Origin of the sequence: Anabaena sphaerica FACHB-251 (genome assembly GCF_014696825.1) — a bacterium.
Taxonomy (GTDB): Bacteria; Cyanobacteriota; Cyanobacteriia; order Cyanobacteriales; family Nostocaceae; genus RDYJ01.
This window is the reverse complement of sequence record NZ_JACJQU010000010.1, coordinates 130,448-151,962: the sequence shown is the minus strand read 5'-3', so window position 1 is coordinate 151,962 and position 21,515 is coordinate 130,448. Positions and strand designations below refer to the sequence as shown.

The 21,515-nt window shown below is 37.4% G+C and carries 22 protein-coding genes; 10 read left to right on the top strand and 12 right to left on the bottom strand.

Features of this window, described 5'->3' with window-relative positions:
- The first annotated feature begins 421 nt into the window (after nucleotides 1-421).
- Nucleotides 422-4,000: a WD40 domain-containing protein gene (locus H6G06_RS17170; protein ID WP_190562262.1), complete on the top strand. Its 3,579-nt coding sequence runs from the start codon at nucleotides 422-424 to the stop codon at nucleotides 3,998-4,000.
- A 247-nt stretch (nucleotides 4,001-4,247) separates the two neighbouring features.
- Here H6G06_RS17170 and H6G06_RS17165 read toward each other — a convergent pair whose 3' ends face one another.
- From H6G06_RS17165 to H6G06_RS17155, 3 genes are all read right to left on the bottom strand, one after another.
- Nucleotides 4,248-5,429, bottom strand: a complete 1,182-nt coding sequence (locus tag H6G06_RS17165; RefSeq protein WP_338422949.1) for a peptidoglycan-binding domain-containing protein — start codon at nucleotides 5,427-5,429, stop codon at nucleotides 4,248-4,250.
- Nucleotides 5,430-5,496: 67 nt separating this feature from the next.
- Nucleotides 5,497-6,225 carry a chromophore lyase CpcT/CpeT gene (locus H6G06_RS17160; protein ID WP_190562258.1) on the bottom strand — a complete coding sequence of 243 codons (729 nt, stop codon included), beginning with the start codon at nucleotides 6,223-6,225 and terminating at the stop codon, nucleotides 5,497-5,499.
- Nucleotides 6,226-6,353: 128 nt separating this feature from the next.
- On the bottom strand, nucleotides 6,354-8,027 hold the full coding sequence (locus H6G06_RS17155; protein WP_190562256.1) for a hypothetical protein: 1,674 nt from the start codon (nucleotides 8,025-8,027) through the stop codon (nucleotides 6,354-6,356).
- Between the two features lie 381 nt (nucleotides 8,028-8,408).
- On the opposite strand from H6G06_RS17155, the gene H6G06_RS17150 reads away from it, so the two are divergent.
- Nucleotides 8,409-8,984: a CVNH domain-containing protein gene (locus H6G06_RS17150; protein WP_190562254.1), complete on the top strand. Its 576-nt coding sequence runs from the start codon at nucleotides 8,409-8,411 to the stop codon at nucleotides 8,982-8,984.
- Nucleotides 8,985-9,147: 163 nt separating this feature from the next.
- A complete protein-coding gene (locus tag H6G06_RS17145) occupies nucleotides 9,148-10,065 on the top strand; it encodes a ribosome-inactivating family protein (protein WP_190562252.1) in 918 nt (305 codons plus the stop codon).
- A gap of 314 nt (nucleotides 10,066-10,379) precedes the next feature.
- Here H6G06_RS17145 and H6G06_RS17140 read toward each other — a convergent pair whose 3' ends face one another.
- Both H6G06_RS17140 and H6G06_RS27475 read right to left on the bottom strand, forming a co-directional pair.
- The gene (locus tag H6G06_RS17140; protein ID WP_242039737.1) at nucleotides 10,380-11,456 is read right to left on the bottom strand and encodes an alpha/beta hydrolase family protein; all 1,077 of its coding nucleotides are present in this window, start codon (nucleotides 11,454-11,456) and stop codon (nucleotides 10,380-10,382) included.
- Nucleotides 11,457-11,589: 133 nt separating this feature from the next.
- Complete coding sequence (locus tag H6G06_RS27475) at nucleotides 11,590-11,778, bottom strand: glycoside hydrolase family 19 protein (RefSeq protein WP_242039736.1); 189 nt, start codon at nucleotides 11,776-11,778, stop codon at nucleotides 11,590-11,592.
- On the opposite strand from H6G06_RS27475, the gene H6G06_RS17130 reads away from it, so the two are divergent.
- The gene (locus H6G06_RS17130; protein WP_190562250.1) at nucleotides 11,702-11,914 is read left to right on the top strand and encodes a tyrosine-type recombinase/integrase; all 213 of its coding nucleotides are present in this window, start codon (nucleotides 11,702-11,704) and stop codon (nucleotides 11,912-11,914) included. The genes H6G06_RS27475 and H6G06_RS17130 overlap by 77 nt on opposite strands.
- Here H6G06_RS17130 and H6G06_RS17125 read toward each other — a convergent pair.
- From H6G06_RS17125 to H6G06_RS17110, 4 genes are all read right to left on the bottom strand, one after another.
- The gene (locus H6G06_RS17125) at nucleotides 11,855-12,733 is read right to left on the bottom strand and encodes a cupin-like domain-containing protein (RefSeq protein ID WP_190562248.1); all 879 of its coding nucleotides are present in this window, start codon (nucleotides 12,731-12,733) and stop codon (nucleotides 11,855-11,857) included. The genes H6G06_RS17130 and H6G06_RS17125 overlap by 60 nt on opposite strands.
- 39 nt (nucleotides 12,734-12,772) lie before the next feature.
- Nucleotides 12,773-13,474, bottom strand: coding sequence for an iron-containing redox enzyme family protein (locus tag H6G06_RS17120; protein WP_190562246.1), 702 nt, complete (start codon nucleotides 13,472-13,474; stop codon nucleotides 12,773-12,775).
- A complete protein-coding gene (locus H6G06_RS17115; protein ID WP_190562244.1) occupies nucleotides 13,471-14,169 on the bottom strand; it encodes a hypothetical protein in 699 nt (232 codons plus the stop codon). Before H6G06_RS17115 ends, H6G06_RS17120 begins: the two co-directional genes overlap by 4 nt.
- 1,057 nt (nucleotides 14,170-15,226) lie before the next feature.
- Nucleotides 15,227-15,781 (bottom strand): hypothetical protein, encoded by a 555-nt coding sequence (locus H6G06_RS17110; RefSeq protein ID WP_190562242.1) that lies wholly within the window; start codon nucleotides 15,779-15,781, stop codon nucleotides 15,227-15,229.
- Between the two features lie 535 nt (nucleotides 15,782-16,316).
- On the opposite strand from H6G06_RS17110, the gene H6G06_RS17105 reads away from it, so the two are divergent.
- Together H6G06_RS17105 and H6G06_RS17100 are read left to right on the top strand one after the other, a co-directional pair.
- A complete protein-coding gene (locus H6G06_RS17105) occupies nucleotides 16,317-17,282 on the top strand; it encodes a tyrosine-type recombinase/integrase (protein WP_190562240.1) in 966 nt (321 codons plus the stop codon).
- Nucleotides 17,283-17,449: 167 nt separating this feature from the next.
- A complete protein-coding gene (locus H6G06_RS17100) occupies nucleotides 17,450-17,857 on the top strand; it encodes a hypothetical protein (RefSeq protein ID WP_242039734.1) in 408 nt (135 codons plus the stop codon).
- A gap of 209 nt (nucleotides 17,858-18,066) precedes the next feature.
- Here the strand turns inward: H6G06_RS17100 and H6G06_RS17095 are convergent, their stop codons facing one another.
- On the bottom strand, nucleotides 18,067-18,432 hold the full coding sequence (locus H6G06_RS17095; RefSeq protein WP_190562238.1) for a clan AA aspartic protease: 366 nt from the start codon (nucleotides 18,430-18,432) through the stop codon (nucleotides 18,067-18,069).
- Entirely contained in the window at nucleotides 18,429-18,701 is a 273-nt protein-coding gene (locus H6G06_RS17090; protein WP_190562335.1) for a hypothetical protein, read from the bottom strand. Before H6G06_RS17090 ends, H6G06_RS17095 begins: the two co-directional genes overlap by 4 nt.
- A 145-nt stretch (nucleotides 18,702-18,846) precedes the next feature.
- Between H6G06_RS17090 and H6G06_RS17085 the strand changes: the two genes are divergently transcribed.
- The 4 genes from H6G06_RS17085 to H6G06_RS17070 all read left to right on the top strand — a co-directional run bounded on the left by H6G06_RS17085 (nucleotide 18,847) and on the right by H6G06_RS17070 (nucleotide 20,889).
- On the top strand, nucleotides 18,847-19,809 hold the full coding sequence (locus H6G06_RS17085) for a phospholipase D-like domain-containing protein (protein ID WP_242039733.1): 963 nt from the start codon (nucleotides 18,847-18,849) through the stop codon (nucleotides 19,807-19,809).
- Entirely contained in the window at nucleotides 19,806-20,183 is a 378-nt protein-coding gene (locus H6G06_RS27470) for a hypothetical protein (protein ID WP_190562236.1), read from the top strand. The genes H6G06_RS17085 and H6G06_RS27470 overlap by 4 nt, the downstream gene beginning before the upstream one ends.
- 188 nt (nucleotides 20,184-20,371) lie before the next feature.
- A complete protein-coding gene (locus H6G06_RS17075; protein ID WP_190562234.1) occupies nucleotides 20,372-20,686 on the top strand; it encodes a hypothetical protein in 315 nt (104 codons plus the stop codon).
- A gap of 14 nt (nucleotides 20,687-20,700) precedes the next feature.
- The gene (locus tag H6G06_RS17070; protein ID WP_190562232.1) at nucleotides 20,701-20,889 is read left to right on the top strand and encodes a hypothetical protein; all 189 of its coding nucleotides are present in this window, start codon (nucleotides 20,701-20,703) and stop codon (nucleotides 20,887-20,889) included.
- Between the two features lie 78 nt (nucleotides 20,890-20,967).
- Here the strand turns inward: H6G06_RS17070 and H6G06_RS17065 are convergent, their stop codons facing one another.
- Complete coding sequence (locus H6G06_RS17065) at nucleotides 20,968-21,447, bottom strand: hypothetical protein (protein ID WP_190562230.1); 480 nt, start codon at nucleotides 21,445-21,447, stop codon at nucleotides 20,968-20,970.
- Between the last annotated feature and the right edge of the window lie 68 nt (nucleotides 21,448-21,515).

Sequence of the window (21,515 nt, the reverse complement as noted above, 5' to 3'; positions counted from 1 at the left end):
TGAACTATATTTGCGAAAAAATTGGTAATCACAGTCCCCTGGTGTAGAAGGGGATTTTTTGTATCAAATAGGAATTTGATTCAAAGCGGGCTTCCCAACTTGGTTCTAAGGCATTTTTGACAACTGCTTGTGCCACTCACTCGGTCTACCCAGACAGCGAATGGTTAAAGCATCATCATCTTACCCTCGTAAATTTACTAAGGTATTGTTATTTGAGGGCAAATAGCAAAATTTTGAATAAATCGTTAAAATGCTTCAGTATCGTTTACAGCTATTTTTAGGTAAATGAACCACATCTTGATTCAGGTTTTGCGTAAAGGTACAAAAGACCAAAGGAAGAAAGAAATTAATCTAGAGTGTGGTCTAAATACATGAAAACGGCTGTAATTATGAGGCATCTACTCCGTTGAAAGTAAATCTGATGAAACAGCAAGCAAACAAACGCAGAAGAGGTGTAATTCTTACCCTCAAAGGTTGGGATAAATTCCAAGCTGCAAAAACTCAAGCCGAGTTTGACGAAAATGCTGGAGATAGCTTTTCATTAGAAGAACTGAGCGATCGCACACAATTAGCATTACACACCATATCTAGAATTATTGGACGTTTAGAACCGGTAGATAAAAGTTCTTTACAATCTGCCTTTGCCGCCTTTAAATTAGAACTATGTCAAGATGACTATACTAGACCTCAACCCCCTGATGAATTAGAAATCAGACACACAAACCCTCAATATGATTGGGGAGAAGCACCAGATGTATCCATATTTTTTGGACGTTCTCAGGAATTAGTCAAAATACGAGAATGGATATTAGAAGAAAAAAGTCGTTTAATATCAATTTTGGGAATTGGTGGTATTGGTAAAAGCACCTTAGCCGCCAAAGTAGGTTTAAAAATTCAAGCAGAATTTGAAGTAGTAGTGTGGCGAAGTCTGCAAAATGCACCACCAGCAGAAGAAATTTTAAATAGTATATTGCAGTTTTTACTATGGGTATTTCGAGAAGAAATCGTCATACCTGATAGCTTTGATGGCAAATTAACCAAGTTAATGGAATGTTTAATAAACCATCGTTGTTTAATCATATTAGACAATTTAGAAACCATTTTATCTGACGGTGGTCAAACAGGACAATATCGTCCAGGATATGAGAATTACAGTCAGCTATTCAAGCGATTGTCAGCAACACCCCATCAAAGTTGTATCCTCTTAACTTCCAGAGTAAAACTCAAAGAATTAATTCCCTTAGAAGGGGATAAAGCCAGGGTAAAAACACTACTTTTACCAGGATTAAATACCCAAGAAGGACAAAAAATATTTCAGCACAAAGGACAATTTACAGGTACAGAAACAGAATGGCAATTACTCATTAAACATTATGGTGGTAATCCCCTAGCGTTAAAAATGGTAGCTGCGGGAACTCAAGAAATTTTCAATGGTAATATTACCCCTGTATTAGAATATATGGAACAGGGAACAATAATTTTTGATGACATCAACGATTTACTAGAATGTCAATTCCAACGGTTAACACTGGTAGAAGAAGAAGTAATGTACTGGTTAGCAATTAATCGTGAACCAGTATCTTTAAAAGAATTGACAGAGGATATAATTACATCAAATTCTAAACGTCAATTACCATCAGTAGTTAACTCTTTACTACAAAAATCATTGATAGAGAAAAGTGGCGATAGCTTCTTTCTGCAACCAGTAATCACGGAATATACGACACAGCGATTTGTAGAAAATATTTTTCAAGAATTAATAGCAGAAACATCAGATAATTTACGTTTATTCCGTCTTCATGCCCTCATCAAAGCTACAGCCAAAGACTACATCCGACAAACCCAACAGCAATTAATTATTCAACCAGTAATTGAGCAACTATTAACAGAATTAGGTAATAAAAATAAACTAGCAGCAAAATTACAAACTATCATCGAACAGCAACGACATCAAAATGAATTATTTACAGGCTATGCCGTAGGTAACATTATTAATTTGTTGGCATATATAAATATCAATTTACAAGGATATGACTTTTCTGATTTAGCAATTAGGCAAGCGGACTTACAAGGTGTAAATTTAGTAGGAGTGAATTTCCAAAATACTGCTTTTGATAAATCTGTATTTGCCAAAAGCTTAAAGAGTATTTATTCACTGGCCTTGAGTCCAGATGGAAAACTATTAGCTACAGGTGATATGGATGGGCAAATTCATTTATGGCAAATCGCAGATGGAAAAAACTTGTTGACATTTAAGGGGCATGAAGGGATTATTTGGACAGTTGCCTTTAGTCCAAATGGACAAACTTTAGCAAGTGGTGGTCATGACGGATTAATCAAATTGTGGGATATACAAACAGGAAAATGCCTGAAAATTTTCGATGAACACACAGGAATAGTATGGTCTGTCAGCTTTAGTCCCGATGGACAAACTTTAGCAAGTGGTAGTCAAGACAATTCAATTCGCTCGTGGGATATCTATTTAGGTAAATGTCTCAAAATACTGCATGGTCATATTAGTGCGGTATGTTCAGTCAGGTTTAATCGAGATGGTTCTATCCTCGCCAGTGGTAGTGATGACTGCGATATTCGTTTGTGGGATATCAGTAAAGGTATCTGTATAAAAATTCTGTCAGGTCATGATGGTAAAATATGTTCGGTTCGTTTCAGTCCAGATGGTAAAACTCTCGCCAGTGGGAGTAGTGACTGCTCTGTTCGGTTATGGGATGTGAGTGAAGGTGTGTGCATCAGAACATTTCACGGTCATAAAAATTGGGTGTGGTCAGTTTGCTTTAGTTCAGATGGTCAAACTATTGCTACAAGTAGTAATGACACCAGTATCAGGTTATGGAATGTGCAGCAAGGTACGTGCTTGAAAATTTTACAAGGACATACCAGTGAAGTATACTCAGTTGTTTTTAGTCCAGATGATCAAATTTTATTTAGTGTTAGTAGGGATTCTCGGTTGCGTTTTTGGGATGTAAGTAAAGGCGTGTGCGTGAGAACTTTACAGGGTCATTCCAGTGGGGCGCATTTTGTCAGTTTTCACCCTGATAATTGTCTGTTGGCGACTAGTAGTTGTGATGGTTTAGTTCAGCTATGGGATGTTGAGTCTGGGTCTTCTACTAAAACTTTACCAGGTCACACAGATTGGGTATGGTCAGTTAGCTTTAGTCCAAATGGTTCGATTTTAGCGAGTGGCAGTGATGACAAAAGCATTAAACTGTGGGATGTGATTTCTGGTGATTGTATTACAACCTTATATGGTCATAGCAGTGGAGTAACATCAGTTAGCTTTAGTCCAGATAGTCAAACCTTGGTTAGTGCTAGTAGGGACAAGAGCGTGAAGTTTTGGGATATTCACAACCATAAATGTATAAAAACATTAACAGGTCACACGGGTGAAATCTGGTCAGTTAGCTTTAGTCCAGATGGCAAAACTTTAGCTACAGCTAGTCAGGACTGCTTGGTTAAAGTGTGGGATGTGGTTGAAGGTAAATGTATAGCAACTTTGTCTGGTAACACTGATGCAGTCTGGTCAGTGAGTTTTAGTCCAGATGGTAAAATGCTGGCTAGTGGTAGTATTGATGGCTTAATTAGATTATGGGACACCAGTAACTTTACTTGCGTAAAAGTATTGCCAGGACATACTTCTACCGTCTGGTCAGTCTGTTTTAGTCCAGATGGTTGTATTTTGGCATTGGCGAGTTCTGATCAAACAATTCGCCTATGGGATATCAGTGATTTTACTTGTTTAAAGGTGTTGGATACTTATAGTAGTGGAGTATGTTCTATTTCCTTTAATTCTTTTGGTAGTATCTTGGTTCATGCTAGTCAAGATGGGGGAATTAAGTTTTGGGATATGGAAACTTTTGAGTATATGAAAACTCTGAAGGTTGATCGCCTTTATGAAGGAATGAATATCAGGGGAGTGAGTGGTTTAACAGCAGCACAGCGATCGGCTTTATTGAGTTTGGGGGCGGTGGAGAGTTTGGGGTAGGGTTTTGGGAGAGTTGGGGAGAGGGCGATCACTTCTTTGAAATAGATGGTAAGGGGGCGATCTCCTGCCTTAATACTGTCAGCAGAAGTGCGATCGCTCATAGTAAAGTATTGGATGCGATCGCCTTTACTGGTGATGACAAGACTGTAAATTTCTGGAACTAGAATCCAGAGCAATTGACTTAATTTGAATGTAATTAAGTTTACGCATATCTGAGAAAAATTCTAAATCAATCATGCGATCGCAATTAAATGCACTTTTTAGGGATTGTCTGAGATTGATTTCTAGTATAAAACAAAATTGGATGCTGACTTTTTAACCATTGGCACCAACTTGACATTGACCTCAGAGATTTAGCATTTTTTAAAATCGATGAAGATTGATTTGGACTATCTTTAGGTAAAAGAGAAATTAGTTTATAAGAAATATTTTTATTCGTTTTAAAATAGTCTATCATACTCATAATCAACTTATCGCTTAGTTCTACATCAATTTGAATTTCGGGGCATTTTTCTTGCAGTTCTGCTAAAACATTTCTTATTTTTTTTAGCACATCAGAACTATCTAAATCTAATTCACCCGCCTCTACGATCTTTCTTAATTCAATTGCTGCTTCTATATACAAAAATTTATTTTCGTTATTTATAGCACCATCTTTTGCTATATAACGAGCTACAAATGCATCTGTTCTTTGAACAATATCTTCGCTTGTAGTATATAAAAGTTTTATATCTTCTCCAGACAAATATGACCTGAATTTTAAGATTTCTTCTTTCAACGTTTTTAATACATCCTTAGATTTTTTGAGTGCTTTTTCTCCTAATTCTTCAAATTGTCCTTCAAAATTACCTATTAACTTATTAAAATCACGTTTAAAAACTGTATCAATATCTAATTTACGTGGAAACATCAATATCTCGTTTATGGGATTTAAAGAAACATTAACTGCTTTTAATTTCGAAGCTGCTAAATTATCGTACTCACAAAGTTGTGTATCCTCTTCCTTTAGCTGAGATAGCTTAACTTCAAACACATCATTCTTCTTATCGGCTTTATCACCAAGAGAAAACTTTCTACTGTCGTTATAGCTAATTTCCCACGAACTACTGTAGGTGTTAAGAAGTGTTCTCTTGGAACAAGCCGGAATATGTGCGTATTTAGAAGAATACTTGTTGCCAGACTCATAAAGAAGAACAATCGCCATGTAGGGGGTATCATTAATCAACTGTAACTTACCATATTGCTCTGGCTCACCCAGCCCTATTTCAATTTCTAAATCTTGCTCTTTTAAATTTTTTGACAAGCTGGACAATGCCAAATTTGAAAAGGTTTCACGTCCAGCGATACCATCAACTATCAGACCTTTTTTAGCTTGGTAAGATTTCAGTCTGGTTAGAGTTTCAGAACCAAACACACCATCAACAGCAATGTTACCAAGTGCTTTCTGAAATCGCTCGCTACTTTTACCCTTTCAGTTGCGCCAAGGACTCCGCCCGCTATTTTTTATTTGTACTTAAAAAATATTTATAATTTGCTTGCTTTGAAACAAGCGAAGCACTTCCCCAAACACCAAGAGCTATAATTCCCAAGATAAAAGATGGTTCAGGAATAGATGTAGTCCGACGAAACTCAATTGGTGTACTGACCAACAAAACGTCATTGGCACTAAAAATCTGATCCAATGAATCAACACCATTTTCAAAAAACACCACACTAGAAACGACCTTACCGCCAAAACTTATTACACATCCATTTGGGCTATTGTTGCCTATGTAGCGATTATTATCCCAAATTAACGAAAGGTCACAACTTAAATTACCTATATTGCTAGTATCAATAATTCGCTGTTGTTTTGGCTGATTACATAAACTCCTAAGCGGGGTATTATCAACAAAACTACGAATACTCAGATTTACTCCAGAAGTTCCTTCACTAAAAGAATAGAACCTAATACGTTCAAAAGCATCACTTTTTTGTTCTAAATAAATATTCTGTGCATTAGCAAATAACCTATTGTCTGTTAACTCTACGCTACAGTTAGACATCGTAATCGCAGGAGTCGCTGGGTTGCTGTCTACCTGTTTTGTATTATCAAATAACCCTGTAAACCACTGTGCTACTTGCTGTACTTGTTGTGAAATTGGTGGGGCAACTGCAACAGCACGATCAGGAAGTGCTAACATCGTTAGTAAAACTGTTAAATAATATGCTCTCACTTTTTTCATGACTATAAGAATGTGCTAATAAACTGATAAAGTAGGATTTCGCACTAAATACACTGTAATGCGCGAAATATTTACCCGTAATATACTGCCGACAGCATTTAAGCAGAGCGAGAGATGCTACCTTTGAATTAACAGATGCCATATTGCTGACACGAAATATCTATTATATTGCTCGGTGTAGCGGTAACTGTGCTATTAAAAGGGAAAGGAATAGTTCCAGGCGATACATCTAAGGTAATAGTCAAAGAATTTAGCACAGAAGAAAGTCCTAAGCTGCAATCTCCAAATAATGAATTGGTTAGATTGCCGTTTACTCTTTCAAAAGAGCTATTAGGCTCTGAATAATTCGTCAGAAAATCAGTGATTTTATTAGCAATAAGTGTAACATCCTTAAAACCACTATTATTAATTCCATCAATATAATCTAAGCTGACAGCAACATCAGTAATACTGGTCCCATCAATTGGAAGTAAAATATCTTCTAATTGAAACGAAACAATATCATTAACTTGACCACTGGCAGTGCGAGTAGTTGTGCTGTTAAACTCAAAAGGAATAATTTTAGGAGATACATCCAGTTCAACACTTAAAGAGTCCAACAAAGAGCCAAGTTCTAAACTTGAGCTACTAAATAGTTTTTCGGTGAGATTACGATTAATGACTTCCAAAAAATCATTGGGGTTATTTGGATAATTAGTTAGGTAATCTTTGACGTTATTAGCAATAGCTATAACATCCGCGAATAGCGCAGGGTCAAGTCCATTAGTATAATCTAAATTAATAGTGACATCAGCAACCTCACTATTCTCAACTTGCAGCTGGATATTTTCTAGCTTTAGTGAAACAATATCCTGAGCTTCACTATTGCTAGTACGAGTAGTAATGGTGTTAAATTCAAAAGGAATAGTTCCAGGTTCGACATCTAAATTTACAATTAAAGAATCTAGAACAGAAGAAAGTTCTTGATCGTAATCATCTAAAAGTGCATCAGCTAGATTACTGTTTATAACTTCAAAAGAATCATCAGGATTTGAATAATTAGTTAGGAAATTCTCGATATAAGTAGCAATGGGAATGACATCTCTGAATTCACTTGACTCAATTCCATCAATAAAATCAAAGCTGACCTTAACATCAGTAACACTACTACCTCTTACAGGAAGGAGAATGTCTTCTAACTCAAACGATACAATATCGTTAATATCCCCACTGGGTGTACGAGTATTTGTAGTGTTAAATTCAAAAGGAATAATCTTTGGTGATACATCCAAATTAATACTTAATGATTCTAAAACAGGGGAAAGTTTTAATTTGGGATCGGCTAGTAACTGTTGAGTTAGATCCCTATTTAAAACTTCATATAAACCACTAGGGATGGGATAATTTAGTAAGAAGTCTTTAGTGAAGTTAGCAATAGCTATGACATCTTTGAATTTGTTTGGTTTAAGATCATTAATATAATCTAAGGTGATTGTAACATCAGTAACAATTCCACCGTCGAGAGGAGAGAAAATATCTTCTAATGTAAAAGAAACTAGGTTAGATTGCTCTGGAAGTTTACGAGTACAATAACGAGGATGATGTGACATATATTTGTTTTTACTAACAAGGTTGTAAGGTGCAGCACCTATACTTGCATTGAAACCTTTACCTCTTCCACTGTAATTTGTACCTTCGTATAAAGTAATATCTGGTTCTCCCAGTGATTCATAAGCTTCGCCACCGATATAATTAGCAACAACTTCATCACTAAGTTCGTTTAGTGCGCTCAAGTTCAATTGAGCTAATGTATTATTGTTCATATTTGCTACTTTTATCCTTATTAGGTACTTACAGTTTCCGTACTTTCCCTGAATTACACAAGGCAACTTTAGTAAGTTAATTTCAACTTAATGGTTTCGTAAAAAAGCAATCGCCCACATCATCCCATCATCAAAAATGCGATTGCCCTTCTCTCAAGCTTAGAAAATTAGCTCAACTTTGTGCCTAGCGAAATTCCGATAGCTGAGAAAGTGTCAACTTCTGATTGTTCATAAAAGCGTCTTTCATCAGGCATCAACAACAACATAATGCCATTCATTACCCCAACTTGCTAAATTTGCTTTGTATCATGCCAAAGTTGCCTTGTGTCAGTAGAGAAAATTAGGCAAACTAGGACATCCAGCAACTCTAGGATCTAGACTATGAGATTAACTATCAAATTTGGTTGGATTTTATTGGCTACTACCTTACCAATCTCGGCTTTCATCAAATCAGCTGAAGCTAGCAGTACATATTTTAATAGTTGTACAAATGAGGCGGTACGTAAAGGAGGTAATACGGGTGCGGCGCTATTCGCAGATTGTCAAACTACTACTGGAAGCACTACAAGAGCCGAAATCGATTTAGATGGAATCAATAATATTAACGGTAGATTAGAGTTCAGTAATGCACAAGATGCTTATCGCAGTACATTTTTAGAAAGCTGTTCGCAAGCCAGAGTTGTCAGAGGTGTTTTATATGCTATCTGCAAGGATGAAGCCGGAAACGACAGAATTTCTCGGCTGACACTGGAGAGTATTGACAATGATTCTGGGCTTTTACGGTACAGGGATTCTCGATATTGCTGCGTTCCCCAAACTTCCGCAGGTACAACCGATGTTCCTGATATTAACGTTGATGAATTTGGCAATAACTTGATACCTCGTCTACCAGGGGCTATAAGGTTTCTAACTACAGATCAGAGAGAACAATTGCGTATTCTCCAAGAATTAGAATAAGAAATTCTCATCAAAATGAGAGCAGCAAAATTTTAGGTTGGATTGAGATGATCGCGATTGTTTCCAGGCATAAAATCAAGAACGTCATAGTCTTTATCCAAAATCTAAAATTTCAAATTTAAAATTAATTCTTCGTCATTAAAATTTCCCCAAAGGTGTAACAATGAAACTAATTTCAAAACAGCTTTTCCAACAAAAATTAGCACTACGCTTAGGAGCAATTATTGCTATTTCTTCGACTGTAATTGCCTCACCTTTGACTACACTTGCTTCACCAGTTTCGGCTAGAGAAGAACGGACGCAACCAGAAACTTCTCTCGATCCATCGTTGTTTTACTTAATAGCTCAAAACAATCCAGACCCCAGTCAAAACAAGATAATTCGAGTAAACTTACTTGACAGTGCAGAACAATTTACAGAAGCGATCAATTTAATTCGATTGAATCAAACTGAGGAGGTTGCTCACCCTAGTTTAGATGGCGTAACAATACGCAGACCATTCAATCGGCCTGACACAGACTACTTTATCGTTGCAGTTCCATTTGAAGGTAGCAATATTGGATTCGTAGTTAGGCGTGATAATTTATATCTGCAAGGCTATATTCGTAATTTTAACCCTGAGCAGGTATCGGGAACTTATTATTACTTGAGGGGTGCTACTGTCACAAGTGTTAGTGAAGCTAGCGCAATCAATCCACGTCCATTAGACCGGGATGAGAATTATAATAGTTTGTTTGATGGAGACCTTACACGGGGTACTTTCAGTATATCTGACCTTCAACAAAGTTTCAGAAATCTAGTTGATAATGACCCGAATCGCAATCTTCAAAGCGTAGCAACTGCATTAGGACGCTTTGCTGTAGCCATACCTGAAGCTGTACGTTTTAGGCTTATTGAGCAGGCGATCGCTGATTTATTTCGGAACCCAGGGAGAAGTTTAAATTTTAACCGGACGCACGACCGAGTTCTCCGTAACTGGTCAAGATACTCAAGTCAGGGTTTAAATGCTCCCGACCAACCGATATATAATACTACCTTTTTGGGGCTTCTTGGTGTTTTCTTGTTTTTTGAAAGTGAGTAGAGTAGGGTGTATTTCGGCTTAAGTCAATTGAATTTGAGTAATACCAAATCCGGTAGCCAAAACCCACTTATAATAAATACGAAACATTATCATCATGGGTTAAAATCTAGTATTTTTTAGGGGTGTATGAGAACCGGATTTAGTATAATTGAGAATTTGCCGTAATGCACACCTTAATTTTGTCAAATCAGTTTCAATATGTACCTTTGATAAAGTACGAAAACTTACTTACTAAAAGCCTAAGAATGTGGAATCAAAACTGTTCCTGTCATATTGCAGTTTTTAGGTTTTTAGGTTACATTCCGGCTCAAAACCTATTTCTTGAATAATTTCTGCTGATGTGTTAGCAGTGAACTAGCACCCATTAATCCTAATCCCAGCAAACTAACTACAGAAGTGTATTCCGGTATAGGCTTGGCAACGCTCTCCACACTGACATTTTGATCCAAAGCATCACCTGTATTGAAGACATAATCAAATGCTCCTTTGTCGTTGAGTACAGTTCCACGCAGAAACAGCGCACTCCAACGAGCAATGGTTTCAATAGCCACATCTTGCTCTAATGTTGGTCTGATAGGATCACGGATAAGATTGTCTTCATTGGTAATGCCATAGTGGTTAGCACCAGGAATACTGATAAAAGCCTTGGAAGGATCTTGAATGGCATCATAAGTGAGTTCAGCATTTAAGGTTGTTGCCACACCATCTCGATTACCCTGCACTAAAGCTATAGGGATGTTATCATTATCAATCAATAGTCCTCCACTGCCTCGGCCAATCAAGAAGTTAGTTCCATAAAATGCTCCCCCTTTCAATTCTTGGGGGCGATTAAAAGTTCCAGTACATAAGATGGGAACACAGTTTCCCTGGATTGCAGCTATCCCTACTGCTCCTCCAAATGAGTGTCCTAGCAAAACTAGGGTACTGGGATCTAATGAATTAGCAATAGGTGATGAAAGTGTAGACTTCTCATTTTTGATGTAGGAGAGAACATCATTAACTTGCTGTTGTTCAGCGAGAAGCCCTGTAATTGAACCCATTGGGTTAACTGCTGTTCTGATGTGATTAGGAACTACTACTACAAACCCATAACGAGCTACAGTGTTAGCAAAGGTTGAGTAGTCTGACTTATCAACAAGCGCACCTTGTAAGAATAAAGCAATGGGCAGTGGTTGTTGAGGATCTGTACTGGACAAGACTGGGTAGTAAATATCAGCCGAATCTATACCACCGTCACTTCTAGGAATCATAGTAGAGTAACTGACTGCACTATCAAACTGAGGAGCAGGGTTAAATGTAGCAGCAGCAGCACTTTGTTCTACTCCTAGAGTTATCATCAATGCTCCCACTATAGCCATTGATGACTGTTTCTTTGCAGAGAGAAAATTCATGATTTTATACCTTGTTTAATTGCCCACTCCGTATTAGACATTTCCGACAAAGAATCTGAAACCCTTAACCTGTCTAGCTGAAAACCTAATTTCCGGAGAGGTCTATTCAGAAATTCCTTTGCTTGCCAATAACCTAGTAATGTGCCATGCGATCGCAATAAACGTTTTCACCAATACTGACACCTAACATTTGGGCAAAACGCTCGTAAAAACCAACCCGATCGCGAACCTTATCATTAGTAGGAATGCTACATTCAAGACCAGCAATGATTTTACTGATGTTCCGGCATGGATTTCGCAGTGCTGAGTTAGTTGCGCTCAAGTGGTCACAAATAGATTTGTTAGAGAGCTATATCGACATTCATCGTCTCAAACATGGGCATGATACCGTTCATCCGTCACTTACGAAAATTACCTTCACTAAATTCTCTAACACCGTGCCAGATATCTTGAATTAGCCATAACATATGAGGAATACGATAAAATTCTTCCATCAAACGGAATAGGCATTCAAATAAACTAATATCACGTATATAACGCTTAATAATTTTTTTTCCTGCGCCCCCATAATCATTGTATTTTCCTCTCGATACATAGTTGAGTATTGGCAAGATAGTCCGTATTTTAAGTAGCTCAGCTTCTCGCTTTCCTATTTTTGAACTTATATCAGGATAGGAAGGAGTCCATACCCAATTTATATTGATGTTTGTTTGAGATAAACAGTGTACTTCATGGAACCAATAACGAGGTAAAAACAATAAATCTCCCGGCTGAGTAGTAAAACTGTAAAAGTCATAGTTATCGGGAGTGACTTTGAAATCACGTTTTACCAAGCCCAAAAAAGAAAATGGCACCGTTGGTAAGGGAGTATTAGGAGAGGTGATGACCCAATGCTTTTTCCCTAGAATTTGCAAATTAAAGCCATGTATACTATTTCCATCATAATGCTGAAATGTCTTATGCCCACCGAGTTGTAGCCAAACTCGTACTGGTTTAGGGCGTAATGAAATATCTGACCTTGCCAACGTTTTCTGAACGATATCAGGGGTAAAGATAAATTTATCTTCAATAACAGGCGAAAGTTCAGAGTCAAACCAACCGATGTTACGATGGGTTTCTTTTTCAAACCTAGAGCGAATATAAAAAGGAGTAAGTTGTTTTAATTTTTGAATATCAGAATAGGTTATGACTAATGGCTGTTCAGGTTTAAGGTATTGATGGACAAAATCTTCATAAGATAACTGATTTGCATTAATACGATTAATTTCTAACTTCATGATGTAATTGCGGAATATTATTGGCATCGAATAACAGGTTCAGGTTGTTCTAATAAGCTGACGAAACTCTTGTGTTTGGCTAAACTGATAAGCATTTTCCATCATTAGTATCCATAGGCTATTCGCCGTTAAAGCAGTGTAACGAATATCTTCCTTCATTCGTTTATCTTCCTGCCTAACTGTCTGCTCAATAAGAGTGGTTAAATCATCAACATGCTCTAAATCTTCCTTAATATGCACCTCTAGAAATTGTTCTCCTAGCTCCATATTAGGGAGAGATTTTCTGATTTTTTCTAGTGCAGTTGAGCCAATATTAATTGTCATAAACTCTAGTTGTAATAGATATCCAAAGTAACAATAAGGACTAACATTTTGAATACGGTTAAATATGAAACCAATATATCCCTCTGTCGCAGGAAGTACAGGAAACTTCTCAATGGTTTCCCGATTTAATCCCAGTTTTAGGAGATCATTTTCAGCAAGTATATAATGAGATTCTTCTTCATAAGCATGTCTTAAAAAAGGGCGCACAAGATTTCGGTGATGAAATTGAAAATGAGAAATAGTGCTGCATTGAATTAATGCGCTTCGCATTGTATAACTTCGAGTTGTTAGCAGATAGCAAATATAGGCATAACGATCAATTTTCTCTTTTGTTATTGCCTCCCAAAATAGCATTTTAGGCAAGGTTGTTAACCAGTTATTCTTAATTTCTTCACACAAAGATGCAGTAAATTTCATTTTCTTTCTTCTCTTTTATTAGAATTTAAAAAACCTAGTGACCAATAAAGACTAGGGAAGATATCGATGTGGCATATCTTATACACTTGATATAACGCGCCATTTACAGAATTAGAACCTGAGTAAAGGCATGAATACCTACAACTCCATTCCCTCTGAAGTGGGGGATGATAAGTGCCAATAATTAAGGAGGAAATATTGTAACGCGTTGAAAAAACAAGTGCATCAAGGGAACTGCATAAAAATATCCATGACTTTAATAATCTCTTTTCTTCTATATTTTTATAATCTAGCCATAAACACACAAGCTCGGCACATTTTTTCTGGGGAACTCTTTCTTCTAATAATAACCGTCCTTCAGCAGAAACAGATGCAATAATTCGTTCCGTTCCTGCTTTTATCATATATCCTCCAATAAGTCTATCTTGTATGTAAAAACCACGTATATTCACAAGTTTAGAGCGCATATAACTCATTTCAATAAGAACAGAAGCACCTTTATTTAATCGATTATATTCTGTTATATAATTTTCCATAGCCTCCACTGAACGCAGTGTTTTAGGCAAAGGTAGATTTCTGCCTTTTCGCAAATACCAAAATAGCTTGAAGGTAAATAAAAATAATCGACTAATAGCGATTACAAATAATGATGCTTTTGAGCTATTATCTGTCAGAAACGATAAGACTTCAATCATTATTTTAAGTTCATCTTTTAGGATAGCCACCGAGATACCGATACGATACCGTTGGCAAAAGCAATACATTTTTGTATTTCAAAAGATTACATAAGCTCAAGCCTTCAATTTGTGGTTGCAACTCTTAGTTGTAACACTTTCGCCAACAGTATCAGATACCTGCAAAATTGGACAGGTTGTAAAATTTTGTAAAGCTAATTGTCAAAAACCTTGATTTACCGTTTTTTAGCCTCACCCTAAACTTAACTATTCAAATGAAGACATTCATTCCCGAAAAGAGTAATTGCAAAATGTTTATTCAGCATTGGGATTTATCTATAAATGAAATTACTTCACAATTCTAGTTTGCTTACTTTACTTAACTTATACAAGGCAACTTTGATAAGTTAATTTCAACTTAAGTTGGAGGAGATAAGTATTTACTATGAGAAACTAAACCGTATAGTTTAATATTTAATAGGGAGCGATGCGATTTTGTTAGATCGGGTTTTAATTCTCAATTAAATTGCCTAATTCTCAATAAAAACACATTTTCTGCCGCGATCTGCTTGCAGCAGCGCTTCGCTATCGCACCCCTAAATAGGTGATTTAGCACCCGAAATTTAAGCACCTCACAAAATCGCGCTGCTCCCGTTTAATATTCCTGCCTTTGCAAGTCCTACAGATTTAAGGCGATCGCCTTACCCATTCTCCACTCCCACAGTATTCCCCAGTCACCTGATTACCGGATACCGTTGGCGAAATATTGCTTAACAAAAAAACGGCGGATTTAGGTTGAGTTGATGGTGGCTTCCCGAAGAGATTCGTGCATTCCTTGGCTACGTTCTGCAAAGCTGGCGTAGATAGATATAGATATAGCAAAGACACTGTTGGCGAATTCGGAAAAGCAGGATACTAGCTGGTTAGTTCAGCAATGAAACGATTGAGAGCCTTATGAGCAGTTTTATACCCAGATGTTTGGTTACCCAACTTCAGTTCAGACAAAACACGGTCACGTAAAATTTCTAGTTCTGAAAGCCTTGGCGTTTGATGAGACTTATTAAATTAATATTATTTACTATTGCTTCACCGGATAAAACAACCCATCACTAACCTGAAATTTCCATCCTAAACTGCTAGGGTCACGATTCCTAGACCAGCTAATAAATTCCTTTTCGCTTTTGGTTTCCCATTCATTTATCAAACTCTGTTTTGTCACCCCTAACCGCATGGCTAAGTTCTCCGGTGCAAAAGAATTGATTTCTACTGGTTGCTGATATTGGTATGGATACGCTGAACGCCGTTGTCTAGAGTTACCACCACTGTATCTGCCAGAAGCAAGCGATCGCTCTATTTTCTCCAAGTGCCTAGCTAAAGTTTCCAATTTACTGGCCAGCAGTTCATCTTGTTTACAAAGGTGAGTAGAGAGTGATTCTAGCTTCTCCTCCACCTGCTGTAACTCGGTAACTGGTAATTCCACACTGCTATCAAACTGTGCTATCACTTCCTGTAACGCTTCCAGTAACGCCGTTGTGTGTCCTTTGCGGTGGATTTTTGATAGTTGCCGTACTACAGAAATTAGTACAGTTGGCACGCGGATCATCTCGCTGGGCGGGGTTTTCTTGATAGTCATGATATCTGTGCTTGATATCGAATATTGTAACGGAAATGGTAAATTTCTTTGCTTGTATTTTGCCAACGTAAATTTTTCTGCTGTACTAAGTTGAAGCTGTTGTGCATTTAATTTGTATAAACCTAGCGGGAAGATGCCCGCTCTTGACATGAGAATTATAAAAGCTGCTTAACAGTTGACAGCAATTGTGGGTTACTCCTTTTCGGTATGAAGCCGAGATTTGAGTAATTTTCTGCAAGATGGTCTGGAAACGCCTGCCCTGTCTGGTTTTGATGTTACTTTCGAGTCAAAAAAGCCGTTATTTACAACGTAAAATCAAGCCTTCTCAAATCATCTTGCAGGTTTTTGGTCACATCTTGTCTTTACCCCATATTGAAACAACGTAAAATCAATGGTTTCAAACATCTGCTTAACATATCTTTACAACGTGTCCCATTCTGCACATACCTCGGTGGCTATCAAGGGGAAACTGGCTGGTAGGTCAGGCAGATCAATGCTAAAGTAATTATCGAAAAGAGATGTTTTCGATAATTATATGCTGCCGCCTGATGAGTCAAATTCACTCGCTAAGGTAAACCCCTTTGCCATTACCGCTGAACGCGATTTGTTGGCAGAATTGTTGGTGGGCAAGCGTAATAAAAATACCCGTCATGAATACGCTAAAGATTTAAATAAATTTTTCCTGTCTGTGTGCGGTCAACAACCAACTCCCGCTTTGGTGGGACAATTTCTGCAAATGGATAGGTACTCGGCTGTAACGCTGGTTTTGCGCTACAAGGCAGAGTTGGTTGATTTGGGTTTGAAGGAAGCTACTGTTAACCGCCGCTTGGCTGCAATTAAGGCGTTAGTTAACTATGCTTATAAGGTGGGTAAGTGTGATTGGACGTTAGCTGATATCAAGAGTGAGAAAATTCAACCTTACCGAGATACTTCGGGTATTACTCCTGAAGCTTTTAGAAAAATGCTGTCGATACCAGACCGGGAAACTATTAAAGGTAAACGGGATTATGCACTGCTGCGGTTATTGTGGGCTAATGCTCTGCGACGGGAGGAAGTTTCTCACTGTAATATTGAGGATTTGGATCTAGAATTACGGACTTTGAGTATTTTGGGTAAGGGTAAGGGAACTCAGAAGGAAAATGTTGATTTGCATCCTAAAACTTGCGATGCTTTGCAAGATTGGTTGTGGACAAGGAAGGAATTAGATATCAAGCAACCGTTGTTTATTTCTTTGCGACCTCACTACGGACATCGGCTGACGGGGGATGGTATTCGCAAAATTGTGGTGAAGATTGCTAGTGTGGCGGGGATTTCTAAAGTTGTCAGCCCCCATAAAATTAGACATTCATCGGTGACGGCGGCTTTGGATGCTAGTGGTGGAGATGTTAGGAGTGTGCAGAAGTTGAGCCGCCATGCCAATCTGAATACTTTAATGATTTATGATGATAACCGCACTAAAGCCCAGGGGAAAATTACTGCTTTGTTGGAAGATTTGGTGTAAGTATTCAGCTATCAGTAATCAGTAATCAGTAATCAGTAATCAGTAATCAGTAATCAGTAATCAGTAATCAGCTTTTACCTAGTAGGTAGACAGATTTTTTCTCAAATCATAATATTGCCAACCAAATTCTACTGGCTTTAGCAGTCGGTGGTTTTGATGTTTCTGATTTGGTGAAAAAACATAAATTACTCGATTCTGGAAGCGGTTCTTGTAAATTACTTACCCCAGAACAACGCCTGAAAAAACGCGCCTTCTCAGTGATTGATACTGAATTTTCTGCCAGATATTTAGTAGATGGACTGCACGCAATTATTACCCTTTACCAAGAAGAAGGAAATACAGAACCAGTCCGCAGATTTTTGAAAAATACAGGCTTAGTCAGCAATGATTTATTCATGCGGACATTTGAAGTAGCGTTGAAAGTAATTCCCCGCATTGGTGATGAGAAGAAACGCATTCCCGAAGAAAAAGCTTTGTTAGATTTGTGGTTAGCTATGGATGAAATTAAAGCCAAAGTCTCTTACGTTCAGACTGAGTTACCCTTAAATGAAGGGGGACAAATGAGCCTGTTTTGATAATTTTTTTAATTGTAATTGTAGTGCGGGCATCTTGCCCGCGTTTGTATTATTTTATGATTAAGCCTGGTTAAGGTTGTTCATCAACCGGAGTTGTTGTTCAGGGTTTTTGTTCATCAACCAGGAAGCAAGATGCTTCTACTACCAAACATGTTTGAAAATAGCAATTTTTCCAAAATTTATATTTGACTACAATTGTAACTACTCGATTAGAGTTTTTCTAATGAAACTAAACCATTATCTTGAAAATCAATTTCTAAATGATATCCTGCCATCAGAGAAGTTCCCAGTAAAGGTTTATAGCCAGCAGCTAAAACTGGAACTAATCTCTCTATACCGTCCCATACAATTGTTGCCAAATGTATAGATAATAAAGCTTGAGTACCGTCGGCTAACCTAGCTTCGGTACTAGAATATAAGGGAAGATTCATCGCACTAACTGCCTGTGGTGGTAAAGTCAGATGGTCATTAAATCCAGTATCAATGACAAAATTTAAATTAAAATCTGGCTGCGACGGTAAACGAAAAACCACTGGAATTATTGCCCTACCATCAATAATTTTTCCATAAATCATTCAGATGTACGCTCCATTGCACCACCAAAACTTACAGCAACATCGTAACCAATCCGTATAGTAAACAATCTAGCATTAGGGTTTTTCTGTTTTAACTTTAACGCTGTCTCTACACCAGTTGGATCAATTCCATATTCACCCGTTTCTGCATCAATCACAATCATCTTACCAATATTGTCACCATACTCGACATTTTGACGAATACCGTTTTCATAAAACTGTTTAGCTCGAATAGCTACTTCTTCTACACTCCAGAAAATTGATTGCATCACAATTACACCAAATGATTGCTTCTTCAATCATTGTAGTATTTATTTGCTAAAATTTGATGTGAACGTTAGCTTGTAGTAACAGTATTTTATCTTCGCTTAAAAGTTATAAAAAAATTGATCGAGGCAAAAATAACCACATAATATGCCGAAAATTTTACGTGAATATCCTTGGAAAATTAGTTACTCCAGCAATACCCACAACACAATTGCTGATTTCTACATTCCTGCTTTAGAGTGTGCCATCCAGTATGACCGCAAAGCAGGTTTTTTTAGCAGTGTTATTTTGAGTAAAGTTGCTCGTGGTTTGGGCGCAATGTTGCACAACGAGGGACGAATGCGGTTAATTATGGGCTGTCAGTTTAGCCCACAGGATTTACAAGCAATTCAACAGGGATATGAACTAAGAGAAGCATTAATATCTCGGCTAGATGCGGACTTAAAACCTCCAGAAAACTTTGCCCAACTTAAACACTTTGAAATTCTGAGTTGGTTAATTCAAAATCAATATCTCGATATTAAAATTGCTATTCCTCTAAAAGAAAATGGGCTACCAGAAGAGAGTTCACAGCAATTAGACCCACAGCATATATTTCATGAGAAAGTTGGCATTTTTACTGATAAAAAAGGCGATAAATTAGCATTTAACGGTTCTAATAATGAATCTATTGGTGGCTGGGAGAGAAATGTAGAATCATTTCATGTTTATTGTTCTTGGGAAGGAGGAAGAGAACTAGATAGAGTTGAGGAAGAAGTAGCTAGGTTTGAGCAACTTTGGTATGACATATCGCCTAATGTGCGAGTATTTGATGTTCCAGAAGCGGTACAGAAAAAGCTGTTACGTTACGCTCCTGCTACTAAACCTAATTGGAATGTTCAGGCTGAATTTGACTCTAGACCTCTGACAAAAAGAGAATTCATTGAACAAGAAGTACAACCAGAATCAGAACCGGAAATAAAACCAGAACCATCAACTATCTCTATAGAAGATAGAGAAAAAGAACAGTCAGCATTTACTCAACTTGCCAATATTCATGAACATCCCGGTTGCTTAGATTTTTGTTTAAAATCAATTCCTATTCAACCTTTATTGAACAAGCGGCTATGAGTGCAGACCCAGAGGAAGAAGATGTTTTAATGTCTGAATTTGATTCGGTATTAAACACCCCACCCCCTCGTCTAGCAATTGAGGAGATGGTAGCAATGGATTTGGATGCCGATCTAGCGGAAATTAAAAAACCCATTTCTCCTACTCCCTTTACACCAGAAACAATTGAACAGTTATTTACATCTTCAGCCATTTTAAAAGACAATGGTGTGCAGTTTGAGAGAAGGACTGAGGGTATTTGGCTACTTACTTATAAAGAGCAGAATTACACGGTTACTTTTTACCCTAATGTTTTTGATGAAATGCCTTCTATACGATTTATGAGTTTTGGCAATCCCTTGTTTGAAGAATTACTAAAAGCTGTTTTAGTTTGACAATCAAACATAAGCATTTTAATAGTTTGATAACGAGAGTAGGTCTTACTTAAGTTAAAGTATTTTAACACCATTGAATAGAAATTGTACACAGTCCTTGCAGTTAACAACCATTCAAAAGCAATTTACAATCACGCTCCTAGATGGCGACTAGGGGCTTTCTTCACCATCTATTAAAAGTTTAGCTTATGTCCACCACCAGTATCATCCATCCTTTACATTATCTGATTGTGAAGCGCGAAGGGACAACATGGTATTTTAAACCAGGGGACAGTGTTTTTTATAATCCCAAGAATGTACCAGTTAACCTTGTTTTAGAAGAAAGATTACACCGTTTTGGGTTAAGTCCCCAGAAAATAATGATTGAACTGTTCCGAATTAATGGCGGAAAGGCTGGATTTTATTTGGTAAACCTCAGAGATAAACAATACTATTACTGTGGTGCTGAGTTACAAGATGTTAATGATTGTCTTCACGGTCTTGGTATTGGTTCTGCTGATTAAACACCAAAATCATCATGTCTAGCAAAGTTCATTTAGTTACTGGGATTGGGGATGTCACTTTATTAGTATTTTACACTGAATCCGATTGTTGGCAGTTCCGCTTAATTAGCTCCGGTGGTGAAGTTTTCGGTGAACGTAAACTTTATTACACCCCAGAAGCCGCAGAAAAGGCAGGAAGGGAATGGATTTATCAGGGTAGTTGATTCTTGGGGGATAAAGAGCGATGCCTACCGCGGGCGCTTTGCGCGATCGCTAATTAGTTGCTGTAATACCGAATTAATTTAATTGAGGTTAGCTGTTTCTAGTTTTTCCAGAATTGCATCATTTATTTCTTGAGATTCTTCACTGGGAGTAGGTTTAACAATAAAAAACTGATTAACTTTATCTTGAATTTCTTGGGGTAAACTTTGGAACTTTTCAGTATTAGCAATGACCAGCCGACGACCAGGGTATGGTGTAAAATCTTCAAATAACTCGAATCCTAGACTGATGAGAAACCCTGATAATTCGCCGATGGGATGGGGTTTATTATTGTCTTCAGTGTAGTTAATTTCTGAAGCAAGATAACTGCAAAACCAAGATAGAGTATCAATATCTAAAGCAGCGATAACTTTGGAGCAGATTTTGTGATTGAACTCTGGGGATTCATAATCAAAAATACTATCTAGCTTCTCAGGGCTACGCTGTTGGCAATAATGAATCGCTGACTCTGCCAATATATCTAGCTTGGATTTACTTGGTTTGCCAAATCCTTTACCCATAACTGCACCTCTGCCATTAGTTTAATTTTATCAGAATCTTTGTACCATTGTTTGGCTTGGGGTTGGGG

Coding starts and splice junctions, on each gene's coding strand:
- H6G06_RS17170 (WP_190562262.1), top strand. CDS start 422: ATGAAACAGCAAGCAAACAAACGCAGAAGAGGTGTAATTCTTACCCTC.
- H6G06_RS17160 (WP_190562258.1), bottom strand. CDS start 6,225: ATGAAAAAAGTGAGAGCATATTATTTAACAGTTTTACTAACGATGTTA.
- H6G06_RS17155 (WP_190562256.1), bottom strand. CDS start 8,027: ATGAACAATAATACATTAGCTCAATTGAACTTGAGCGCACTAAACGAA.
- H6G06_RS17150 (WP_190562254.1), top strand. CDS start 8,409: ATGAGATTAACTATCAAATTTGGTTGGATTTTATTGGCTACTACCTTA.
- H6G06_RS17145 (WP_190562252.1), top strand. CDS start 9,148: ATGAAACTAATTTCAAAACAGCTTTTCCAACAAAAATTAGCACTACGC.
- H6G06_RS17140 (WP_242039737.1), bottom strand. CDS start 11,456: ATGAATTTTCTCTCTGCAAAGAAACAGTCATCAATGGCTATAGTGGGA.
- H6G06_RS17130 (WP_190562250.1), top strand. CDS start 11,702: ATGCTACATTCAAGACCAGCAATGATTTTACTGATGTTCCGGCATGGA.
- H6G06_RS17125 (WP_190562248.1), bottom strand. CDS start 12,733: ATGAAGTTAGAAATTAATCGTATTAATGCAAATCAGTTATCTTATGAA.
- H6G06_RS17120 (WP_190562246.1), bottom strand. CDS start 13,474: ATGAAATTTACTGCATCTTTGTGTGAAGAAATTAAGAATAACTGGTTA.
- H6G06_RS17115 (WP_190562244.1), bottom strand. CDS start 14,169: ATGATTGAAGTCTTATCGTTTCTGACAGATAATAGCTCAAAAGCATCA.
- H6G06_RS17110 (WP_190562242.1), bottom strand. CDS start 15,781: ATGACTATCAAGAAAACCCCGCCCAGCGAGATGATCCGCGTGCCAACT.
- H6G06_RS17105 (WP_190562240.1), top strand. CDS start 16,317: ATGCTGCCGCCTGATGAGTCAAATTCACTCGCTAAGGTAAACCCCTTT.
- H6G06_RS17095 (WP_190562238.1), bottom strand. CDS start 18,432: ATGATTTATGGAAAAATTATTGATGGTAGGGCAATAATTCCAGTGGTT.
- H6G06_RS17090 (WP_190562335.1), bottom strand. CDS start 18,701: ATGCAATCAATTTTCTGGAGTGTAGAAGAAGTAGCTATTCGAGCTAAA.
- H6G06_RS17085 (WP_242039733.1), top strand. CDS start 18,847: ATGCCGAAAATTTTACGTGAATATCCTTGGAAAATTAGTTACTCCAGC.
- H6G06_RS27470 (WP_190562236.1), top strand. CDS start 19,806: ATGAGTGCAGACCCAGAGGAAGAAGATGTTTTAATGTCTGAATTTGAT.
- H6G06_RS17075 (WP_190562234.1), top strand. CDS start 20,372: ATGTCCACCACCAGTATCATCCATCCTTTACATTATCTGATTGTGAAG.
- H6G06_RS17070 (WP_190562232.1), top strand. CDS start 20,701: ATGTCTAGCAAAGTTCATTTAGTTACTGGGATTGGGGATGTCACTTTA.
- H6G06_RS17065 (WP_190562230.1), bottom strand. CDS start 21,447: ATGGGTAAAGGATTTGGCAAACCAAGTAAATCCAAGCTAGATATATTG.